Annotated in this window: 18 protein-coding genes and 3 pseudogenes; 16 read left to right on the top strand and 5 right to left on the bottom strand. The window is 67.8% G+C overall.

From position 1 onward, the window contains the following. Positions 1-51 precede the first annotated feature (51 nt). The 6 genes and pseudogenes from FCN18_RS38090 to FCN18_RS40980 form a co-directional block, all read left to right on the top strand. Positions 52-693, top strand: a pseudogene (locus tag FCN18_RS38090) (CoA transferase); the annotation flags it as partial. After that, positions 686-1,468 (top strand): annotated as a pseudogene (locus tag FCN18_RS38085) (citryl-CoA lyase). The pseudogenes FCN18_RS38090 and FCN18_RS38085, both read left to right, overlap by 8 nt. 298 nt (positions 1,469-1,766) lie before the next feature. Further along, a complete protein-coding gene (locus tag FCN18_RS40795) occupies positions 1,767-2,201 on the top strand; it encodes an ATP-binding protein (RefSeq protein ID WP_137097492.1) in 435 nt (144 codons plus the stop codon). Between the two features lie 339 nt (positions 2,202-2,540). Next, positions 2,541-2,858, top strand: coding sequence for an ArsR/SmtB family transcription factor (locus FCN18_RS38075; RefSeq protein WP_112267829.1), 318 nt, complete (start codon positions 2,541-2,543; stop codon positions 2,856-2,858). Further along, on the top strand, positions 2,855-3,337 hold the full coding sequence (locus FCN18_RS38070; protein ID WP_113641726.1) for an SRPBCC family protein: 483 nt from the start codon (positions 2,855-2,857) through the stop codon (positions 3,335-3,337). The genes FCN18_RS38075 and FCN18_RS38070 overlap by 4 nt, the downstream gene beginning before the upstream one ends. A gap of 574 nt (positions 3,338-3,911) precedes the next feature. Next, positions 3,912-4,124, top strand: a pseudogene (locus tag FCN18_RS40980) (GNAT family N-acetyltransferase); the annotation flags it as partial. A gap of 334 nt (positions 4,125-4,458) precedes the next feature. On the opposite strand, the gene FCN18_RS38065 reads toward FCN18_RS40980, so the two are convergent. Genes FCN18_RS38065 through FCN18_RS38055 form a run of 3 tightly spaced genes read right to left on the bottom strand, consistent with a single transcriptional unit; the run spans position 4,459 to position 7,443 of the window. Next, a complete protein-coding gene (locus tag FCN18_RS38065) occupies positions 4,459-5,223 on the bottom strand; it encodes a crotonase/enoyl-CoA hydratase family protein (protein ID WP_113641725.1) in 765 nt (254 codons plus the stop codon). Then, complete coding sequence (locus tag FCN18_RS38060; RefSeq protein WP_112267837.1) at positions 5,220-6,389, bottom strand: acyl-CoA dehydrogenase family protein; 1,170 nt, start codon at positions 6,387-6,389, stop codon at positions 5,220-5,222. Before FCN18_RS38060 ends, FCN18_RS38065 begins: the two co-directional genes overlap by 4 nt. Before the next feature lies 1 nt (position 6,390). Further along, positions 6,391-7,443: a 2,3-butanediol dehydrogenase gene (locus FCN18_RS38055; RefSeq protein ID WP_228714348.1), complete on the bottom strand. Its 1,053-nt coding sequence runs from the start codon at positions 7,441-7,443 to the stop codon at positions 6,391-6,393. 115 nt (positions 7,444-7,558) lie between these two features. On the opposite strand from FCN18_RS38055, the gene FCN18_RS38050 reads away from it, so the two are divergent. Beyond that, positions 7,559-9,529, top strand: a complete 1,971-nt coding sequence (locus FCN18_RS38050) for an alpha-ketoacid dehydrogenase subunit alpha/beta (protein WP_112267841.1) — start codon at positions 7,559-7,561, stop codon at positions 9,527-9,529. Between the two features lie 24 nt (positions 9,530-9,553). Here the strand turns inward: FCN18_RS38050 and FCN18_RS38045 are convergent, their stop codons facing one another. Next, positions 9,554-10,213, bottom strand: a complete 660-nt coding sequence (locus tag FCN18_RS38045) for a TetR/AcrR family transcriptional regulator (RefSeq protein WP_110343663.1) — start codon at positions 10,211-10,213, stop codon at positions 9,554-9,556. A 233-nt stretch (positions 10,214-10,446) separates the two neighbouring features. Here FCN18_RS38045 and FCN18_RS38040 point away from each other — a divergent pair, with 233 nt between their 5' ends. The 9 genes from FCN18_RS38040 to FCN18_RS38000 all read left to right on the top strand — a co-directional run bounded on the left by FCN18_RS38040 (position 10,447) and on the right by FCN18_RS38000 (position 19,816). Continuing rightward, positions 10,447-10,674, top strand: coding sequence for a hypothetical protein (locus tag FCN18_RS38040; RefSeq protein ID WP_112267843.1), 228 nt, complete (start codon positions 10,447-10,449; stop codon positions 10,672-10,674). Between the two features lie 16 nt (positions 10,675-10,690). After that, positions 10,691-12,721, top strand: coding sequence for a hydantoinase/oxoprolinase family protein (locus FCN18_RS38035; RefSeq protein WP_113641722.1), 2,031 nt, complete (start codon positions 10,691-10,693; stop codon positions 12,719-12,721). 11 nt (positions 12,722-12,732) lie between these two features. Beyond that, a complete protein-coding gene (locus FCN18_RS38030) occupies positions 12,733-14,664 on the top strand; it encodes a hydantoinase B/oxoprolinase family protein (protein ID WP_112267847.1) in 1,932 nt (643 codons plus the stop codon). Between the two features lie 14 nt (positions 14,665-14,678). Beyond that, entirely contained in the window at positions 14,679-15,080 is a 402-nt protein-coding gene (locus FCN18_RS38025) for a carboxymuconolactone decarboxylase family protein (protein ID WP_110343667.1), read from the top strand. Next, complete coding sequence (locus tag FCN18_RS38020; protein ID WP_228714347.1) at positions 15,077-15,820, top strand: SDR family NAD(P)-dependent oxidoreductase; 744 nt, start codon at positions 15,077-15,079, stop codon at positions 15,818-15,820. Before FCN18_RS38025 ends, FCN18_RS38020 begins: the two co-directional genes overlap by 4 nt. A 12-nt stretch (positions 15,821-15,832) precedes the next feature. Continuing rightward, entirely contained in the window at positions 15,833-16,606 is a 774-nt protein-coding gene (locus tag FCN18_RS38015; RefSeq protein WP_112267851.1) for an SDR family NAD(P)-dependent oxidoreductase, read from the top strand. Beyond that, positions 16,606-18,117, top strand: a complete 1,512-nt coding sequence (locus tag FCN18_RS38010) for an acyl-CoA synthetase (RefSeq protein ID WP_113641720.1) — start codon at positions 16,606-16,608, stop codon at positions 18,115-18,117. Before FCN18_RS38015 ends, FCN18_RS38010 begins: the two co-directional genes overlap by 1 nt. After that, positions 18,114-18,851: an SDR family NAD(P)-dependent oxidoreductase gene (locus tag FCN18_RS38005; protein ID WP_112267855.1), complete on the top strand. Its 738-nt coding sequence runs from the start codon at positions 18,114-18,116 to the stop codon at positions 18,849-18,851. Before FCN18_RS38010 ends, FCN18_RS38005 begins: the two co-directional genes overlap by 4 nt. 806 nt (positions 18,852-19,657) lie before the next feature. Next, a complete protein-coding gene (locus FCN18_RS38000) occupies positions 19,658-19,816 on the top strand; it encodes a hypothetical protein (protein WP_228714346.1) in 159 nt (52 codons plus the stop codon). A gap of 554 nt (positions 19,817-20,370) precedes the next feature. Here the strand turns inward: FCN18_RS38000 and FCN18_RS37995 are convergent. Continuing rightward, complete coding sequence (locus FCN18_RS37995) at positions 20,371-20,685, bottom strand: Dabb family protein (RefSeq protein ID WP_137097491.1); 315 nt, start codon at positions 20,683-20,685, stop codon at positions 20,371-20,373. Between the last annotated feature and the right edge of the window lie 502 nt (positions 20,686-21,187).

The raw sequence follows: 21,187 nt of genomic DNA, 5'->3' as shown, positions 1-21,187 counted from the left end.
AACCGCATACCACTCCACTAAGATAAGAAACACATCATCCGTGGCTTACACGGAAATCATGACAGTGCCGCCATCGGCATCCTGGCGGCATTGCGCCACCGCGATGCGACCAGTGTTGGCCAGCACGTCGAAGTCAACTTGCTGTCTTCGGCGCTGACAGGCTTGGTCAACCACAGCTCCGCCTACGTGGCAGGCAACACGGTGCCCTACCGGATGGGAAACGCACATCCGAGCGTCTTTCCGTACGAGCCGCTGCCCACCGCGGACAACGATCTCGTCGTCGCCGCCGGCAACGACGCTCAGTTCCGCAAGCTGTGCGATGTGCTCCGGATTCCCGATGTCGCCGACGACCCCCGGTTCGCCCGCAACGCCGACCGCACCGCCAACCGTGAAGAACTGCGCCCGATCCTCACCGCGAAACTCAGCGAACGCGGCGCACTGGAGTGGTTCGAGCTGCTCACCGAGGCCGGCGTCCCCAGCGGGCCGATCAACACCATCGATGGTGGCTTCGCGATGGCCGAGCGGTTCGAGCTCGACCCCATTGTCGAGGTCGGCGACGGGGATCGCGCCGTGCCGACCACGCGGCACCCGATCCGGTTTTCCGAAACACCGGCGTCCTACCGCTTGCCACCGCCGGAACTGGACGAACACGGCGCAGAGATCCGCACGTGGCTGGAGGAGACCGATGCCTGAGTACCCGACCGCGCTAGGCGCATCGTCGCTGGAAAAGATCACCTTGCTGGGCCAGGACCTGGCCCAGGACATCATGGGCAACACCTCCTTTGGTGAGCTGGCATTCTGGCTGGCGACCCAGCGCAAACCCCAACCCAGCGAAGTTCGCGTGTTCGAAGCGGTACTCGCCGCCCTGGCCGATCACGGCTTCACACCCACCGCGATCGTGACCCGCCTGACCCACCTGTCAGCCCCCGACTCGATTCAGGGCGCACTCGCCGCCGGACTGCTCGGCGGCGGCTCACGCTTCCTCGGCGTCACCGAGGACACCGGCCGGTTCCTCCACGACGTACTCGCCGCAGCGGACCAACAACCGAACAACGAAGCCGGTTGAGACGAGCTCGCCCTGCGGACCGTGCGAGCCGAACGCGCAGCCAACCGCATAATTCCCGGACTGCGCCACCACGTCCACAAGAACGGCGACCCCCGCACCCCTCGCCTGTTCGAAATCGCCCGCGAGGAGAACCAGTTCGGCCCCCACCTGGAGCTGTTCGAGGCCATCGGCCGCACACACCCACAGGTCCTCGGCAAAACCCTGCCCCTCAACGGCGCCGGTGTCTGCGGCGCCGCCCTAGCCGACCTGAACCTCCCGCTAGAGCTACTGCGCGGATTCGCACTGCTGGCCAGAACCGCCGGACTCATCGGCCAACTCGCAGAAGAACTCCACACACCAGTCGCCAACGAGATCTTCCTGTCCATCGACCTCAACAACCGCCCCATCCCCCCTCGGGAGTAAGGACACTCGCGAGACAAGCACGCCGCCCAGATCATCACCACCTCCGGCAAGTCAAGCCTGGCGCGCTCGCTCAGCCTGACAGCACACGTGTCCCAGCACCCAATGCCTCGTTCAGCCGGGGCATGGGGCAGCATGTGACGTCAGTAGGGTGGGCGTCCGGCGTTTGAAGGCGATCCGCAGGCCGACCTGCTCCTCATCGCCCAACCGGCCTCGCGAAGGACTGGCAGGACTAGGCACGGCGACGTGCGCACGTGACTGCAACACGGTGGTTCACACAGGGTCACAATCGACGGACACCATGCCGGAGAAGGCTCACGCTTTGCCAGTCCGGCACGCTACGGGGTCAGCTACAACTGACCAAGGCGGACCGTGGCAGGGTCCGGCTGCCCCTGTCCCCTTGTGCGGTAACCGGCTACGTGTCTGTAGCGCTGGTGAGGCTCACCAACCGGATGCAGAGCGAGCCGCGGCGGTCGGCTGCACCCGCGACGCCATCGCCCATCTGGCCACCGCCCAGTTCATCCCAAACCCAGACGTGGTCCTGCTCGGCCCACCCGGAACCGGCAAGACCCACCTGTCCATCGGACTCGGGATCGCCGCCGCCCCAACACCTCGGGGACCCGCGCTCGGTGTATCGCCTCGCCTCGCTCCACGAACACGCCCTTGCCGGCCAACTACGGCACCGGATCAACCGCGAGAACCCAAACGCCCACCTACCCGACATCCAGCACGTTGACCGCGTCGCCGCGGGATGACGTCCGGGTCGCCGCACGGTCGAAGTGCGCGCTCGCCGACGAGTGACCAACGCGGGGATGTGAAGATCGTCGCGGCGTTGTGGGCAACGGCCACGACGGAGGCCACCGACATCACGAGCAGTCCCACGCGCATAGTCCCGCTCGCACGGCGGGCGAATCTGCCATCGCGCGGGCGAAGGCCATTCGGCGAGCCCTTCTACTGGGCGCCTCGATCATCACGATGGTGATCATGTTCGCTCTGCCGCATCCGGTTGAGCTGACCGGATCGTTCGACGAGAGTGCCCTTGACTATCGGTTTCCGTAAGGCGTAACTTACGTTAGTGGCCACTTACGTAGATGACGCGTGGACCGCCCTCGGCGACCCGAGTCGGCGGCAGATCCTGCGGCGCCTCGCCGAGCGGCCCTGTTCGGTCACCGAGATCGCCGAGGAGCTGCCCATCAGCCGGCCGGCGGTGTCGCAGCACCTGCGGGTGCTCAAGGAGGCGGGCCTGGTGCTGGTCCGCCCGCAGGGCACCCGGCGGATCTACGAGGTCGATCTCCAGGGCCTCGCCACACTGCGCGAGGAACTGGACCAGTTCTGGGGCAGGGCCCTGGAGAACTTCAAGCGCTTAGTGGAAGAGGAAACGGAGCAACCATGACCAGCACGTCCACCGAAACGTCCGTACGGCGCGAGACCGAGGTCGCCGTCCCGGTCGAGCGCGCCTTCGCGGTGTTCACCGAGAAGTTCGACCGGATCAAGCCCCGTGAGCACAACCTGCTGGCGGTGCCGATCGCCGAAACCGTGTTCGAGACCCGCGTGGGCGGCTCGGTCTACGACCGCGGCGAAGACGGGTCGGTGTGCCGTTGGGCGCGGGTGCTCGAGTTCGAGCCGCCGCACCGGTTTGTGATCAGCTGGGACATCGATCCCCAGTGGCAGATCGAGAGCGACCCTGACCGGTGCAGCGAGGTCGAAGTGCGCTTCATCGCCACAGGACCGGACCGGACCCGGGTCGAACTCGAGCACCGCCACCTGGACCGCCACGGCCCGGGCTGGGAGCGCGGGCGCGACGGCGTGGCCTCCGAGGGTGGTTGGCCGCTCTACCTGCAGCGGTTCACCGAGCTGGCTTCGGGCGCGTGATCCGGGCAGACAGCCACACCAGCTCAATCCGCGGGCACCGGCCGGTGCGGCGGCCGCCGGCCAGGCGTGGCCAGACGGTCCCGTCCAAGGAGCCGCTGGACACGGGCGAGTCCGGAGGTGTCGGCGCGGACGTGTGCGAAGAGCCGCAATCAGCCACCGGCGGCGAGGACGCGGCGAACCGGCCGTTGCGCGTCAGCGTTCCTTGGCAATCAGCGGCAGTACGGGCAGGGTGAGAAGTCCGCGGGCACGGCGCACACGGGGCAGCTGGTGGCCGCGGTGACCAGTCCGGAGGTTATGCCCCCGTTGGCTCCCGCGATCGCGATGGTGACGTCGACGACGCCTTGGACGTTGGGCGAGCGCGGCCAGCGGCAGGGTCTCTAGGCAGCCGACGACGGTCTGACCTCCGCTCGAATCACAGCATCTCACGACACAAACGATCTTGAAACAACCCTGAGGAGCCCACAATTGTGGTCGGCCATGCCGTCCGGGTGAAATAGTCATTGTTTCCATAGAACACACGGCGAGTGATCGGTAATGGTGGCCGTATGGACGGTTCAGCGATCGCCTGGGGCAGTTGCCCTACGCTGCATTCGAGGATGCACGCGACGGCCGGCGGATTCTGATCGCAAGGGACTCAGCTGCGGGGCCCGTCCTGGCCTATGCGCTGCGCCGGCTGCCGCGCAACGAGGTATCACTGACGCACTGGTGCGTAGCACCTGATGCCCGCGGCACCGGTGTCGCCCGTGCCCTGGTGGACGCGATCTCCGACAAGCACGCGCAACGCTTGGGGATACGAGCCAAATGCCGGGACGACTACGAACTCGCTGACACGTGGACGAGCCTGGGTTACTCGGTGGCGAGCTTGCGCGCCAGGGGGCGATGTACGGGCCGTTGCCGTCACTCGGCGCCGACTCGCGGGCCGCTCTTGCGGCGCGGGCTGAAGGACCGTGTGCCGCGCGGCGAGCGGAGGGCTCGTACCACCGATCACGGCCGGCGTGCCGGCGACCGGCGAGGGAACCTCGGTGTCGACCTTGTCGATGGAGAACTCAGCAGCGGCGTCGATGACTCACCCAGCTCCGGCAAGGTCACCGGAGTGCACTGGGATCGTGGCCGCACGCCGGTCATTTACCCCGCCACACGGGAGCTCGCTTCTCCGCGAAAGCACGCGCACCTTCCCGTGCGTCCTCGGAATCGAAGACGGGGCGGACCAACGCCTCCTGCTCACGGAAAGCTTCGTCCGTGGTCCAGTCGAGGCACCGGCTGATGACCTCCTTGGACACCCGGACGGCCACTGGCGCGTTCGCGTTGATCCGGCGCGCGAGCGCGAGTGCTTCGGTGACCGCTTGCCCGGGCGCTACCAGCCGGTTGACCAGCCCCTGGTGATATGCCGCCTCCGCCTCGATCGGATCGCCGGTGAGTGCGTGTTCCATGGCCAGCTGGTAGGGCATTCGCAGCGGCAGTCGGAGCAGGCCACCGGCCGCGGCGACGAGACCGCGCTTGACCTCGGGAATCCCGAAGCGCGCGTCGTCGGCCGCGACGATCAGGTCGCACGCCAGCGCGAGCTCGCATCCGCCGGCCAGCGCGTAGCCCTCGACGGCCGCGATCACCGGCTTCCGCAGCCTGCGTTCCGTCATGCCCGCGAGACCCAGGCCGGGTATCACGACACTTTCACCGCGCAGGAAGGCCTTGAGATCCATGCCGGCGCAGAAGGTGCCGCCGGCGCCCGTGAGGATTCCGCACAGCAGGTCCTCGCGTACCTCCAGCTGGTCGAGTGCGGCGCTGACGGCGCCGGTGACCGCCGCGTTGATCGCATTGCGAGCCTGCGGCCGGTTGATCGTGATGATCAAAACGTGATCCTGCTCGTCGACCCGTACCTCGTCGCTCACCGCGGCAGCTCCTTTCCCGATGGCGCGAGGCTTCGCGCGATGACGTTGCGCTGGACCTCACTGGTCCCTTCACCGATCTCGAGGATCTTCGCGTCGGCGTAGAAGCGCGAGATCGCGGATTCGCGGATGAAGCCGTAGCCGCCGTGGATCTGGACGCTCTCGCTGGCGACGCGGTTGGCGACCTCGGACGCGTACAGCTTCGCCATGGCCGCCGCCTGGGCATAGGGACGTCCCTGGTCACCCAGCCACGCGGCACGGTAGACCAGCCAGCGCGCGGCTTCCACCTCGGTGGCCATGTCGGCGAGCTTGTGCCCCACGGCCTGGAACTTGTTCAGCGGGCGCCCGAACTGTTCGCGATCCTCGGCATGGCGGATCGCGAGGTCGAGTGCGGCCTGCGCGAGCGACAGGGAGAGCGCGGCGACGCTGACTCGCCCTGCGTCCAGAACCTCGAGAAACTGGCGCAGCCCGTTGCCCTCCTCCCCCAGCAGATGGTCGTCCGGGAGCCAGCAGTCGGTGAAGACGAGCTCGCGGGTGTCGAGGGCATGCCACCCGAGCTTGCGTAGGGGCTGGCCCTTGTCGTAGCCGGGCGTGCCGTCCGGCACGAAGAAGGTGCCGTACCTGTTCCTGCCGTTGTCGTCGGTGCCGGTGACCGCGAGCACGGTCACCCCCAGGCTCATCTCGGTGCCGGCGTTGCTGATGAACATCTTGGTGCCGTTGAGCACCCAGCCGTCTTCGGTCCGGCGCGCCCGGGTGCGGATGCCCGCCGCGTCCGAGCCGGCCGTGGGCTCGGTGAGTCCGAATGCGGCGAGCTTCTCGCCGGTCGCGAGCGGGACGAGCCAGCGCTTCTTCTGCTCATCGGTGCCGAACCGCGCCAAGGGGAGGATGCCGATCGTGGAGTGCGCGTTCCAGGCGGCGGCGACGGACTGGTCGGCCTCGCCGAGGGCTTCCATGGCGGCCACGTAGGACACCAGCCCGGCGTCGGCGCCACCGTAAGTCTCTTCGACGAGCATGCCCATCAGGCCAAGCTCGCCGAGGCTGCGGAACACCTTCGCCGGGAAGTAGCACCGTTCGGACCACTCGGCCGCGTACGGCGCGATCTCCTTGGCGGCGAAGTCGCGGCACATTCGTTGCAGGGCAACGGTTTCCGCTGGCAGGTCGAAATCCATGTCAGTGCTCCTTGGGGTCCAGCAGGATCTTCAGGTGGGAACCCGAGCCGAGTTCGCGGAACGCGTCGAGCCCCTGAGTGAGCGGATACACGCCGGTCAGCAATGGTGTGGGGTCGAGGCGCGCGGTGGCGATCAGGTCGAGCACGCGTGGGATGTCGAAGTTGTAGCCGAGCGATCCGAGCACGGTCCGCTCGAAGGGCACGATCTGTGTCAGCGGAATCGAGGCGGCGCCCCCGCTGATTCCCGCGAGCACGGCGCGCCCCCCTCGCCTGACCGTCGAGATGGCGAGTTCGACCAGTTCGGGCCGTCCCGTGGCCTCGACGACGACGTCCGGCCCGACCCTTCCCGTGCGCAGGAACACCTCGCGCCGCACGTCGGTGACAGCGGGGTCGTAGACCTCCGTCGCGCCCAGCTCGGCGGCACGCTTCGCCCGGTCGGGTGCCGGCTCGCTGACGTAGATGCCCGCGGCGCCGGCGAGCTTGAGGGCCATGAGCGCCGCTATGCCGATCGGGCCCGCGCCGATCAGCAATGCCGTGTCGCCCGGTCGCACTCCGGCCCGCCGGATGGCGTGCAGGCCGACCGCGAGGGGCTCGGCGAGCGCCGCCAGCTCGTCCGGCACTCCGTCGGGCACCGGTACCAGTCCGACGGTGGGAACGGTGACCAGCGGCGCGAACGCCCCCGGCGACGCGAGGCCGACCGAGCCGCCCTTCGCACAGATGTGGTACTCGCCGTGGCGGCACCAGCGGCAGGTGCCGCACCGCAGGCACGGGTCGACCGCCACCCGTGTGCCGACTTCGATTCCCGGGACCGGGGAGCCGAGTGCTGCGACGCGGCCGCTGAACTCGTGTCCCAGCGTCAGCGGGGGCGTGGCCCCGGTCAGCGGGTGCGGGGTGGTCCGGATCAGGTTCGGGCCCGCGGTGTACTCGTGCAGGTCCGTCCCGCAGATGCCGGTGTAGGACACCTCCACGATCGCCTCACCGGGTCCGGGAGCCTGCGGCTCGGGTACCTCGTCGAGCCGCAAGTCCCCTCTGCCGTGCCACCGCAACGATCGCATCCGACCCACCTTCGCGTCAGAGTTGTTTTTTCGAACAATCGGTACAAGAATCGTGGTTCCCCGCCAGATGTCAAGGGGGCGGGCCGAAACCCCAGCAAGACAAGGGCAGAACGCGATGACTTCCACTCAGGCGAGCGACGTCGGCGTCGACGTCGCCGAGAAGACCGAGATGTACCGGCGGATGCGGCTGATCCGCCAGTTCGAGGACCGGGCGTCCCGGCTGTACCGCACCAACCAGATTCCCGGTTTTCTGCACCTGTCGATCGGGCAAGAGGCCACGGCGGTGGGAGCGTGCTGGCCACTCGACGACCGCGACGTCATCACCTCGACCCACCGCGGCCACGGGCACTGCATCGCCAAGGGCCTGGACGTGACCGGCATGTTCGCCGAGCTGATGGGCCGGCGAACGGGGACGTGCCAGGGCCGGGGCGGTTCGATGCACATCGCCGACCCCCGGAAGGGGATCTTCGGCGCCAACGGGATCGTGGCGGCCGGTCTGCCCATCGCCACCGGTGCCGGTGCCGCGGCGCAGTTGCGCGACCGCGGCGGAGTGGTGCTCGCGTTCTTCGGCGACGGCGCGGTCGCCCAGGGCATGTTCCACGAAGCGGTCAACCTCGCCGCGGTCTGGCAGCTGCCGATCATCTTCTGCTGCGAGAACAACCACTACGCCGAGTTCTCCGCCGCGAAGGACCAGCACCGGGCCACATTGGCCGACCGGGCTCGCGGATACGGCATCCGCTACACCCACGTCGACGGAAACGACGTGCTCGCCGTCGCCGAAACGACCACGGAACTGGTCCGCGACCTTCGCCGGGGCGGCGGTCCCGTGCTGCTGGAAGCGGAGACCTACCGCTGGCACGGGCACTACGAGGGCGACCCGGAGCGCTACAGAGAGCCCGAGGAGCTGGAAGAGTGGAAGACGCGTGATCCACTCACCCTTCTCGCCTCGCACCTGGAGGCCGGCCGCGTATCCGAGATCGACCTCGAGGTGGACGCGGTTATCGACGCGGCGGTCACGGAAGCGCAGGCCGCGGAGGAGCCGGCGCCGGAGACCCTGTATCACTTCGTCGGCGTCCCGCGCGAGCCGGTGCCAGAGCCGCCCGAACCCGACGGCGAGATCTTCCGCACCATGGACGCCGTCCATGAGGCGCTCGACCACGAGCTGGCCGCCGATGAGGACGTGTTCCTGGCCGGCATCGACGTCGCGGCGGGAGGCAACGTCTTCGGGCTGATGAGAGGGCTGGCGGAGAAGTACCCCGGCCGCGTTCGCGACACCCCGATCTCCGAGAGCGCGATCGTCGGGGCGGCCGTGGGGGCGGCGATGGCAGGCCTGCGTCCCGTAGTGGAACTGATGTACTTCGACTTCCTCGGCGTGTGCCTCGACCAGCTGATGAACCAGGCGGCCAAGCTGCGTTTCATGACCGGCGGCGCCGTGAGCCTGCCCTTGGTGGTGCGCACCCAGTTCGGCGCGGGCAAGTCGTCGGGAAGCCAGCATTCACAAAGCCTCGAGGCACTGCTGGCACACATCCCCGGACTCACCGTGGTCATGCCCTCGACCCCCGCGGACACCTATGGCCTGCTCCGGTCCGCGATCCGCGACCCCAATCCGGTCGTCTTCGTCGAGAACCGGCTCCTGTACGGGCGCAAGGGCCCGCGACCGCGGCCCGGTCACCTGGTGCCGCTCGGCAGGGCGGCGGTACGGCGCGAGGGCACGGACGTCACCCTGGTGTCGTACTCGAAGGTGATCCACGACTGCGTCGCGGTCGCCGAGGAGCTGGCTCAGGAGGGGATCAGCGTCGAGGTCATCGACCTGCGCACCATAGCGCCGCTGGACACCCAGACGGTGCTGCGGTCTCTGGCCAAGACGAACCGGCTGGTCGTGGCGCACCAGGCCGTCGAGTCGTTCGGCGTCGGTTCGGAGCTCGCCGCCGTCGCCGCCGAGCACGGATTCTGGACCCTGGACGCGCCCGTGGTCCGTGTCGGCGCGGCTCGCACACCCGCGCCGTACGCTCCATCTCTGGAGCGTGCCTGGCTTCCCGACCGGGACAGGATCGCCACAGCCGTGCGGAAGTCCGTTCTCGGCTAGCGTGCGCGCTTCCGGGGGCCGCAGCTAAGCCCCCTCGCGCTCCCGGAAAGAGCGCACCCGCTCCTCCAGATCATCGGCGTCGTAGGACGGGCTCCTGAAGCCGGAGATCAACGTCGCGCAGTACTCGCGGGACAGGAACTCGGCGTCCCACTCGCCGTCGGGCTTGGCCCACTGGTAGGTGTGGTTGTGCATGTTGAGGAACTGCAGCATCGCCAGGCGGGCGTTCAGCTTCCGGAAGGCGCCCGACTCCATGGCCTCCACGAGCAGGTCCTGCACGATCTTCTCGAACTCGCGTCGCTGGCGAAGTAGCCGCGTACGGTTGGCGCCCCGCAGGTGCCGGTAGTCGTGCTCGTAGACCCAGATGTGGTCCAGGCGCGCCAGGATCAGCTCCAGCAGCGTCTGCGACAGCAGACGCAGCCGCAGCACCGGGTCCTCGTCCAGGCCGGCGATCCGCCGCGCAGCGGTCAGCAAAGGGTTGAGAACCCGGTTCTGGATCTCGACCAGCAGGTTCTCCTTGGACCCGATGTAGTAGTACAACGCGCCCTTTGCCAGGCCGGCGACCTGACCGATCTCAGCGATGCCGGTCGCCGCGTAGCCCTGCTTCGCGAACAGCTGTGCCGCCTGGTCGATGATCTCCTGCCGCTTGATCTCGTAACCCGGCCCGTGCCCCGGTGGTCTTGGCATAAGTCCAGAGCCTATGCGGCGCTCCCCGCCGCGCGCGCGGTGCCTCGGCGAACCGCCGTCTCGCTTCCTCCACTCTCACCCGGTCCGGGCTTGTCAGGTCAGGACACGAGCCTTAAAGTGCTTCCCGTCACCGTTTCGTAGACCGACTGGTACACGAAACCCGCCACCGGCACAACACACTGGAGTGATGGCCCGTGAGTGATGAAAAGTCCCCTGCTCCTCGAGGCCTTGCCGTGCCGCGGGAGGAAGTCTCCGAAGAGGACCTGCACGCGTTGGGCGTCGATCTCGCCCGGGACTTCCCCGGCAGCACCGCTGCCGACTTCCGCCGGTACCCGGTCCTGTCCGAGGGCGGCTGGTTCATCGCCGTGAAGCACCAGAGGACGCTCGAGTCGGTCGCCCGCGAGCCGGGTCCGCTGCTCGGCCCGATCATTCTGGCCTCCGACGGTCTCGACGTGAACTGAGAGAGGAGAAGTCACCATGATCGGAGTCGATGTCGGCGGCACCTTCACGGATGTCGTGGCGATCGAGGACGGGAAGATCAAGACCGTCAAGGTGTCCACGGACGTGCGCACCACCGAACGAGGCGTGCTCAAGGGGGCCGGGGAGATCGGCGTCGAGACCGCCGAGGTCTTCAACCACGCCAGCACCCACGGCCTGAACGCCGTGATCACCCGCCGGCTGCCCAAGATCGCCTTTCTGACAACGGATGGCCACCGGGACATCCTCGACATCGGACGGACCTGGCGGCCGGTCGAGGGCCTCATGAACCCGGCATGGCGCCGCTCCTACGGTGACGCCAACCGGCCCCTGGTGCCTCGCTACCTTCGTCGCGGCATCCGCGAGCGGCTCACCGCCGACGGCGGGGTGCTGATCCCGCTCGACGAGGAGCAAGCCCGCGCACAGCTGGCGGTGCTACGCCGCTGCGGTGTCGAGGGCGTGGCCATCTGCCTGCTCAACGCCTACGTCAACGACCACCACGAGGAGCGCCTGCGGCAGCTGGTGCACGAAGAGCTGGGGGACGTCCCAGTGTCGATCTCCAGCGAGGTCTCGCCGCTGGCGAAGGAGTTCGCCCGCGCCTCCACGACCGTGGTCGACGTGTTCATGCGCCTGATCTACGACGACTACACCAAGCGCCTCGACGCCGGTCTGCGCGACCTGAAGTTCACCGGCGACCTGAACTTCGCCGACTGCGCGGCCCAGCTGGTGCGCTCCGACGTCGCGATGGAGCACCCGTTCCGGATCGTCTTCGCCGGTCCCGCAGCCGGCACCGTCTCGAGTGCCCACTTCGGCAGCCTGATCGGCGCGAAGAACCTGCTCTGCGCGGACGTGGGCGGAACCTCCTGCGACATCAGCATCGTCAGCGACGGCAAACCGTTCGTGAACACCACGTTCGAGCTCGAACACGACCTGATCGTCAACGCGCTGTCCAACGAGATCTCCAGCATCGGCGCCGGAGGTGGCAGCCTCGTCACTATCAACGCGGCCGGCGAGCTGAAGGTGGGGCCGGGCAGCGCCGGCGCCGACCCGGGGCCCGCCTGCTACGGCATCGGCGGCACACAGCCCGCCACCACCGACACCTGCCTGCTCATGGGCATCATCGACCCGGAAGGGTTCGCGGGCGGCCGGATGAAGCTCGACCCGGAGCTGTCGCGGCAGGCGTTCGAGGCGCTCGACACGAAGCTCTCCTTCGAGCAGCGGGTGTCGTACGCGTTCAACATCGGCATCAACAACATCGCCGAAGGCGTCACCAACATCGCGATCCAGCACGGCGTCGACCCACGTGACTACAGCCTCGTCGCCTACGGCGCGGCCGGGCCGATGCTGCTGCCAGCCGTACTCGACCTGGTGCACGCCGCCGAGGTGATCGTGCCACCGCACCCGGGTCTGTTCTCCGCGCTCGGCCTGGTCAGCACCGATCTCGTCTACGCCGACAGCCGCAGCGCCTACACCTTGCTCACCGCCGAGGCGGCCGAGTCCATCGACAAGGTCTACCGCTCGATGGAGCAGCGACTGTCCGAGCGGTTGAAGGAGAAGGACCGCGGCAACGTCACCTTCGTCCGCAGCTTCGACGGACGGCTGGCGGGCCAGACCTGGGAGACGCCGTTCATCGCGGTGCCCGACGGTGAGATCACCGCCGAAGGCGTCGAGCAGATGGTGGCCAACTTCCACGAGGCCTACGCCGAGCGATCCGGCAACAAGTTCGAAGCGCTGCCGGTACAGGGCGTGACCTACCGGGTCCAGGCGGTCGTGCACGCCGAGAAGGTCGAGTACCCGGTGCTGCCCGAGAGGACGGAGGGCGAGCGTCCGGAACCGACGCGCACGCTGACCATCCGTTACCTCACCGACGAGGACCTGCCCGCGCACGAGTACCAGCGGGCCGACCTGCGCGCCGGTGACACGATCCCCGGCCCCGCGGTCATCAGGGAACCGTTGTCCACCACGTTCCTCGTGCCCGGCCAGGCCGCCCACGTCGGTGCCCACGGCGAGCTGCGCATCCGCAAGGCGTGAAGGGAAGACCCATGACTGTTTCGCTGAAAGACCTCGACGACGGGCAGTTCACCGAGCGATACGGCGCCGACCGGTTCACCGCGACCGTCCTCGCCAGCCGGATGCGCTACATCGTGCAGCACATGTGCACGGGCCTGCTCAACAACGCGTTCTCGCTGATCCTGCGCGACTGGTACGACTTCGCGGCCACGATCTCCGGTCCGCCGGAGCAGAACTACCCGATGTCGTCGGTGAGCAACAGCCTCGCCATGTTCCTCGGCACGATGTCCGAGGCGGTGCGCAACACCGTCGAGGAGTACGGCCCGGAGAACCTCCGTCCCGGCGACGTGGTGATCTGCAACGACCCCTACCGCGCGGGCAACCACGTCAACGACATCTGCTTCATCCGGCCGGTCTTCGCCGGCGACCGCCTCATCTCGTTCGTCACCCTGCGAGCACACCAGCTGGACATGGGCGGCGTCGTTCCCGCCGGGTTCAGCGGCACCAAGCGCAACGTGTACGAGAACGGCCTGGTGATCGCGCCGACACTGCTCTACCGCGACAACAAGCCGATCAAGTCGGCGTTCAATCTCATCTTCGACAACGCCCGCTACTGCGCATTGCTGCTGCCCGACATCAAGACCATCTACGCGAACCTGCTCCTCGGCGAACAGCTGATCCTGGAGAGCGTCGAGCGCTACGGCGTCGAGGCGTACCTGGGCGCGATCCGGTACAGCACCGACGTGTCCGCGGAGGCGATGCGCACGGCGCTGGCCGAGCTGCCCGACGGCGTGTACGAGGCCGAGGAGGGCATCGACTGCGACGGCATCGACGACACGATCGACTACCGGATCAAAGTGAAGATCACCAAGTCCGGACCCCGCATGGAACTGGACTTCAGCGGCACCTCGCCGCAGGCACGCACCAGCATCAACGCGGGCATCCTGGACACCAAGACCGCCGTCGGGGTCGCGTTGAAGTTCCTCATCGACCCGGCCACACCGTTCACCTCCGGCGCCTACCGCGACATCGACATCGTGCTGCCCGCGGGCACGTTCATCAGCGCCACCCCACCGGACGGCGCCGTGTTCCTCTACTGGGAGAGCACCGGGCCCGTCCTGCTGGCGGTGTTCCGGGCGCTGGAGAAGGCACTCGGCCGCAAGGCGGTCGGCGGCGACTACGGCTCGCTCAACATCCACAACGCCAACGGCGTCCTCGAGGACGGCACTCCGTGGGTCACTACCGCCCAGTGTGGAGGCGAGCACGGCCCGTGGGGTGCGACCGAGGCCGGCGACGCGGACAGCTACTCCGTGGTGTACCAGGCCAACAACCTCGACCCGGCGACCGAGGCCATCGAGTCCGAGCTGCCGGCCGTCGTGCTGCGCAAGGAGTACACACCGGACAGCGGCGGCGCGGGAACCAACCGCGGCGGTGCGGCCGTCCTCAAGGACACGCTGTACCTGACCGCCGCCGAGCACTGGTCCAGCCCGCTGCACACCAAGAGCCCCAGCGGACTGGGCGTCTACGGCGGCAAGAGCGGTGGCCTGGGTGCGACGTGGGTCTTCCACGCCGACCGCGGCGACGTCGTGCGACGCAAGGAACTCATCGGGACCGCCGACGAGGTCTACGCCGAGGCGACCCCGGTCGCCGGGATGCTGAACCCCGACACGAAATGCATCGACCCGGACGGGAAGTACTTCTACTTCGCCAGTACGCCGGTCTGGCACACCAAGCCACACGCCGTGTTCCGCTACCTCACCAACGGCGGCGGAGGCTGGGGCGACCCGACCGAACGTGACCCTGAACGAGTCAAGAGGGACGTGCGCGACGAGTACGTCACGATCGAAGGTGCCTACCGCGACTACGGGGTCGTCATCACGGGCGATCCGCTCACCGATCCAGAAGGTCTGCAGGTCGACGAGGCCGCCACGCGCAAGCGGCGGGCCGAGATGGCCGCTCGGTAAGGAGGAGGAACCGCATGACTTCCGTCGAACTGACCGAGCGTCAGCGTGAACTACGCGAGCAGTTCCTGTCCGAACGCGGGTACTGGAACCAGTTCTGGGAGGGGTTGCTCAGCCTCGACCCCGAGTTCTTCGAGGCATATCTCAACTTCTCCGCCGTGCCGTGGCGCAAGGGTGTTCTCGAACCCAAGGTGCGGGAGCTGATCTACACCGCCATCGACGCCTCGACCACACATCTGTACGAGCCGGGGCTGCGCCAGCACATCCGCAACGCACTGGGTTACGGGGCGACCAAAGAAGAGATCATGGAGGTCCTTGAGCTGACCAGCGTGCTCGGCATCCACACCTGCACCCTCGGTGTGCCGGTGCTGATGGAGGAACTGGAAGCCCACGAGCAGCGCAACGGTCAGAACTCGTGAATGGCGTTCTCGCCGCGGGCGGACCTGCCGGGATGCACGGCCAGCAGGCCGTCGTGACCGGCGCCGCCCGCGGCATCGGCGCCCGGATCGCCAGGGAACTGGCCTCCGCGGGCGCCGCCGTGACGGTGCTCGACGTCAACGATCCCGGTGAGACCGTCGCGGCCATCGCGGAAGAGGGCGGGGTCGCTACCGGGCACGCGGTGGACGTGACGGACCTCGCCGCCGTCCGCCGGATCCTCTCGGCGTTGCCCGCGCTCGACGTGCTGGTCACGTCGGCAGCGGTCTACGGCGACACCGTCGCGATCGACGAGCTGGACGAGCCGGAGGTCGATTTCGTACTGGGCGTCAACGTGAAGGGCACCCTGTGGACGATCAAGGCCGCGCTGCCGCTGTTGCGACAGCGCGGGGGGCGGGTGGTCTGCATCGGCTCCGTCGCCGGCAAGGTCGGCGGAGTGCTGGCCGGGCCGCACTACGTGGCCAGCAAGGGAGCCGTGCACGCGATCGTCAAGTGGCTCGCCAAGACCGAAGCCGGGAACGGGATCACCGCGAACGCCATCGCTCCCGGCGTCGTCGACACCCAGATGGTCACCGGCCGTGGATACCGGCCCGACTACTGCCCGCTGGGCCGGCTCGCCCAGCCTGAAGAAATAGCACGGGTGGCGGCGTTCCTCGCCTCACCCGCCGCGAGCTACATGACCGGCGCCGTGATCGATGTCAACGGCGGATACGCGATGGCCTGAGGAGAGAACACAATGGACTGTGCTGTCATCACCGGCGCCGCATCCGGCATCGGACGCGCCTGTGCGCTACGCCTGGCCACGACAGGGGCGACCGTGGCGCTACTGGACGTCAACGGGGCCGAGGACACCCGCCGCGAGGTCGAGGAGCGAGGTGGCAAGGCCGCTGAGTACGCGGTCGACGTCACCGACGACAACGCGGTCCGCGAGGTCATCGGGCGCCTGCCAGCCGCCCCGCGGGTACTCGTCAACGCAGCAGGCATCATCGTCCGCAAGAAACTGCTGGACTGCTCGGTCGAGGAGTGGCGACGGGTCGTCGACGTCAACCTCACCGGATACTTCGTCCTGCTCCGCAACGTCATCCCGGCCATGGCAGACGCGGGCGGAGGATCGATCGTGCAGATCGCGTCGATCGCCGGCCACACCGGCTACGGGTTCTCCTCCTACACGGCGGCCAAGGGCGGGGTGCTCGCACTGACGAAGCAGCTCGCGGCCGAACTGGCCGAACACCGGATCCGCATCAACTCGGTCAGCCCCGGCGTGGTCGAGAGCGGCCTGAACCGGGACACCCTGAGCAACCAGGCCATCCGTACCGCCACCGTCGACAACATCCCCCTCGGCCGCCTCGGCGAGCCGGACGACATCGCACGGGTCGTCGCCTTCCTCTCCGGCCCCGACGCCGACTTCGTCACCGGTGCCGACCTCGTCGCCGACGGCGGCATGATCAGCACGATCCACTGGGGCAAGGCGGGCGCAGAGCTGCACAGCTTCCACTCGGAGGACCGCTGATGCACAACTTCGCCGCGGTACTCGAACACAACGTGGGCCGGTACCCGGACAAGGTCGTCCTCACCCAGGGCGAGCGGAGGCTGACCAACCGCGAGTTGTCGACCAGGGTCCACGCCCTCGCGGCCGGCCTCCGCGAACTCGGGATCGGGCGCGGCGACATCGTGGCCCTGCTGCTGTACAACCACATCGAGTTCCTCGAAACGGTGCTCGCCCTCAACCACCTCGGTGCCGCCTTCCTGCCGCTGAACTACCGTCTCTCCCCCACCGAGTGGGAGTTCATCCTCGGCAACGCCGAGGCGAGCGCGGTCCTGACGGAGCCCGAGTTCGCCGATGCAGCGGCCGGAATGCCGGTGCGGCACCGGCTGATCCTCGGCGGCGGGCAGGACGGGTGGCACTCCTACGACGACATCGTCGCCCGGCACCTCGGCGAGACGGTGCCGCTGGAGGAGGTCGGCCCGGACGCGCTCCAGCGCCTGATGTACACCTCCGGCACCACGTCGCGGCCCAAAGGCGTGTGCATCACCCACGCCAACCTGCTTCACAAGAACCTCGGCCACATCGTGGAGTTCGGCATCACGAGTTCCGACACCACGCTGGTGTGCGGTCCGCTCTACCACGTCGGCGGACTCGACCTCCCCGCTCTGGCAACCCTGCACGCCGGCGGTTCGCTGATCCTGACCAGGAAGTTCGACGCGAACGAGGTCGTCGACACCATCGAGCGCGAACGCCCGACCAACATCTGGCTCGCACCGTCCATGATGAACGCTCTGCTGCACCTCCCCGGCATCACCGAACGCGACACCTCCTCGATCCGGTTCATCATCGGCGGCGGCGAGAAGATGCCGGTTCCCCTCGTCGAACGGATCCGGGCCGCGTTCCCGTCGGCCTGGTTCGCCGACGCCTACGGACTCACCGAGACCGTTTCCGGCGACACCTTCAACGATGCCGAGCACATGCTCTCGAAGGTCGGATCGGTGGGCAGGCCTGTCGTGCACCTGCGGGTGCGCATAGTCGACGACCTCGGTGAGGAAGTGCCGCGGGGGCAGCTCGGCGAGATCACCCTCTCCGGTCCCAAGGTGTTCGCAGGGTACTGGCGTGATCCCGAAGCGACGGCGAAAGCCCTGCGTAATGGTTGGTTCCACACCGGCGACATCGGCCGGCTCGACGAGGACGGCTACCTCTACGTCGAGGACCGAAAGAAGGACATGATCGTCTCGGGCGGCGAGAACATCGCGACCCCGGAGGTCGAACGCGTCCTCTACGAGCACCCGGACGTGGTGGAGGCAGCCGTCGTGGGCATGCCCCACTCGCGGTGGGGCGAGGTCCCCAAGGCCTTCGTCGTCCTGCGCACTGGCGCCGCGCTCGACGCCGAGGACCTGAGGGATTTCTGCCGCGAACGGCTCGCGAAGTTCAAGGTTCCGGCCGAGATCCAATTCATCGACGAGCTACCGCGCACACCGTCGGGCAAGGTGCTCAAGCGAGACCTGCGGACGCTTCCGGTGATCGCATGAAAGACTTCGACCTCACCGGCACGACCGCCTGGGTGACCGGTGCCGGCAAAGGACTGGGACGGGCCATCGCCGTGGCACTCGCCTCGGCCGGCGCCACCGTCGCGGTCACCTCGCGCACCCGTGACGACCTGGAGAACCTGGCCGCGGAACTCGGGAAGGGCACGGTGGTGCTCCCGGGCTCCGTCAGCGACCCAGGGTTCGCCGAGGAGGCGGTCGACCGGCTGGGCAGGCTCGACGTCCTCGTGAACTGCGCCGGGATCAGCCCGGTCTTCAAACGCAGCGAGCGGGTCACCGACGAGGAGTGGCAGCAGGTCCTGCGGGTCAACCTCGACGGCACCTGGTACTGCTCGCGCGCTGCGGGGAAGCGGATGCTGGAACAGGGCGGGGGCAGCATCATCAACGTGTCCTCCGTGCACGCCACCACCGGCTTCGAACGGATCGCACCGTATGCGGCCAGCAAGGGCGCGGTGGAGGCGCTCACCCGTGTACTCGCCGTCGAATGGGCCGGGCGCGGGGTCCGCGTGAACACCCTCGCACCGGGCTATTTCGACACCGATCTGGCGGGTCCGCTGATGAACAGCAACTGGGGCGAGAAGATCCGCCACTCGGTGCCCCTCGGCCGAACCGGCGAGCCCGCCGAGCTCGGAGGCGCCGCCGTCTTCCTCGCCAGCGACGCGTCGTCCTACGTCACCGGGAGCACCGTCTACGTCGACGGAGGATGGACGGCGCATTGAGCCACCCGCGCTAGACGCGTCCCGAAATCAGGGTGCCGGGAGATGGGACCGGTGCCCGGTGGGCGTATGAGCCCACCTTCGGCGGCCGGCGCCTGTTCATCACAACCGTGGTGTCGCGCAGTCATGGCGAGGAACCTGTCTCGGGCGTGCGTGCCCTGAGCTCCTGGCCGCGGGTTGCGACTGGGCAACGTCGTGCTGTCCCGCGGAACGCCGAGTGCTGCTCGGCGTCGAGCGCGCCCCGGACCGAATCTGATCGCGCCGGACTCTGCCGACGTTCCACGTACCCGAGAGGCGCATGGAGGCCAGCTGCTTCCGCGAGCTCACCCACCCGAGAGCTCGGCCCGCCAGCTCTGTCCAGCTGGACCCGTGAACCCCGAACGCCACAACATCACTTCCCTCTTGGGGCACGGAGGCTGCCGCCTCGTCGCCCATCGTGCCTTGAGCGGTTCCGGCGCCGTCAGGTTCGCGGGCGGCTCGGGCCTGGTTCTTGCCGCGGTCCTCAGCAAGCACGAGGACCAACGCGGGCCGTCGACGCGCTCGCGGGGGATCATCACCGGTCATGAGAGTCCTGAGCCGGTGAACCAGCCGTGCGACCTGTGAGTCAGCCAAGAGGGCGGCGATGCGAATCCTGACCAGATCCTGACCAGCCAACCGCAGACTCCCGACCGACCGTGATCTGTGGAAGGAAGCCAACAGCATGACCGAACACGCGACACCGTCCCGCCGAACCGTCCTCGCCGCGCTGGGAGTCGCGCCCGCATCCGTCGCACCTACGACGGGACACGACGAGGCGGGAGGATGACGTGATGAGTGCGGACATGCGGCTGGAGGAGCTGGGCGTGAGCGGTCTGAACGAGGTCGACGAGCCGGCGTTCTCGGGGCTGGCGGAGCGGCACCGGCGGGAGCTGCACGTGCACTGCTACCGGATGCTCGGGTCGTTCGAGGACGATCGAGGCCGGGGTTGATCCAGTCGCCTTGGTCGAGTCGATCAACGAGGCGCAGGCTCAACGCGCGGCGGCGCGTGCGGAGCTGGACGGATCGTCACGGCCGGACGTCATCACGGACGCAGAGATCTATGCCATGATCGACTCATTGGGAGATGTAGGCGAGGCGTTGTCGGGTGCACAACCGGAACGTCTGGCCGACCTTATGCTCACGAGCCGAGGCTATCGCACCACGAACGTCCCACGACCAATTTCGCCTGGTCAGAAGGGTGGGCCGGGCGGGGCTCGAACCCGCGGCCAAGGGATTATGAGCCCGCCAAATCACCCGTCAGGAGTAGAAACCGCAGGTAGCCCAGCGGACCGTCGGCCACATCGTCGCACTGGAGGCACCGTTCCAATCCAGTTCATGGACAGAACCATGGACAAGTGCCCGGGCCGTGGCGACGCACGCCGAGCAGGTCACAAGCCACATTGGTCCACCACGGTAGCCCCAAGCACAGACCTGCCGTTGCGGTCCGGTGCCTGTTCATTGCATCAGCCGCGCGCTGACACCGCCTCTCGGACGGAACTGATCGTCACGTCGGCACCTCATTCTGGACCGACAGCCAGCTCTCGCACAGTGGCTGGAGCAGGTCGATAACGAGGCCGCGGTGCCGCGGATGATCGAGATATGCTGCGAAGTCCTCGGCGGTGTCGAAGGTCATCACCATGGCAACATCGGCGACTCGTGGATTCGCGGCATCCCGAAGCTGTAGGTCCGTGCCGACGGAGACTGGCCCTACGGCGAACGGCGCCTCGGTGCCGAATGCCTGCAAGCCCGAGATCAGCTGTTGACGCGCAGCTGAGTCAACCGGCCGGTGCAGACGCAACAGTACGGTGTGGGTGAGCATGTAGTTCTCCTGATCACGCCGCGAAGGCGCCACTTGATCCGAGTAGTTGGTCGATGACGGCACCCGCCCGCGCGGACCGAGGATCGCCGGTGAGCACGGGAGCGTTCGCGGTGCCGAAGCGCTGCGCTCCTGCACAGGAGCCTGCCGACTCGTGAGGCGTGAGCGGCCGTCGAGATGACCGAGTCGTAGCAGGAGATGCCTGTTGTCACGGGATAAGGACGGTGGTCGCGCCTCGCAGGTCCCTGGCGTCCGCGAGCGAGTCGTTGATCTCCCCCAACCGGTACGTGCGAGTGAGGATGGGAGCTGGGTCGATCCGGCCTTCCTCCAAAAGCCGGACGTAACGTGTCCCTATGTCGTTGTCAAGCGGTTACGGGCGTCGTGGCGGGTTCGGGATGCCGGTAGTAGGTCCGGTTGCGCAGCATCGCGAACAGTTGGGCTTCCCCTCGTAGTGTGGAGACATCGCCTTTGAGGAGTTGTGTGGGCGATGGTCAGGAAGTATCGG

The organism is Prauserella endophytica (assembly GCF_005146945.1).
Classification (GTDB): domain Bacteria; phylum Actinomycetota; class Actinomycetes; order Mycobacteriales; family Pseudonocardiaceae; genus Prauserella_A; species Prauserella_A endophytica.
The sequence above is the reverse complement of the archived record's forward strand: the minus strand, read 5'-3'. Positions and strand labels throughout refer to the sequence as shown.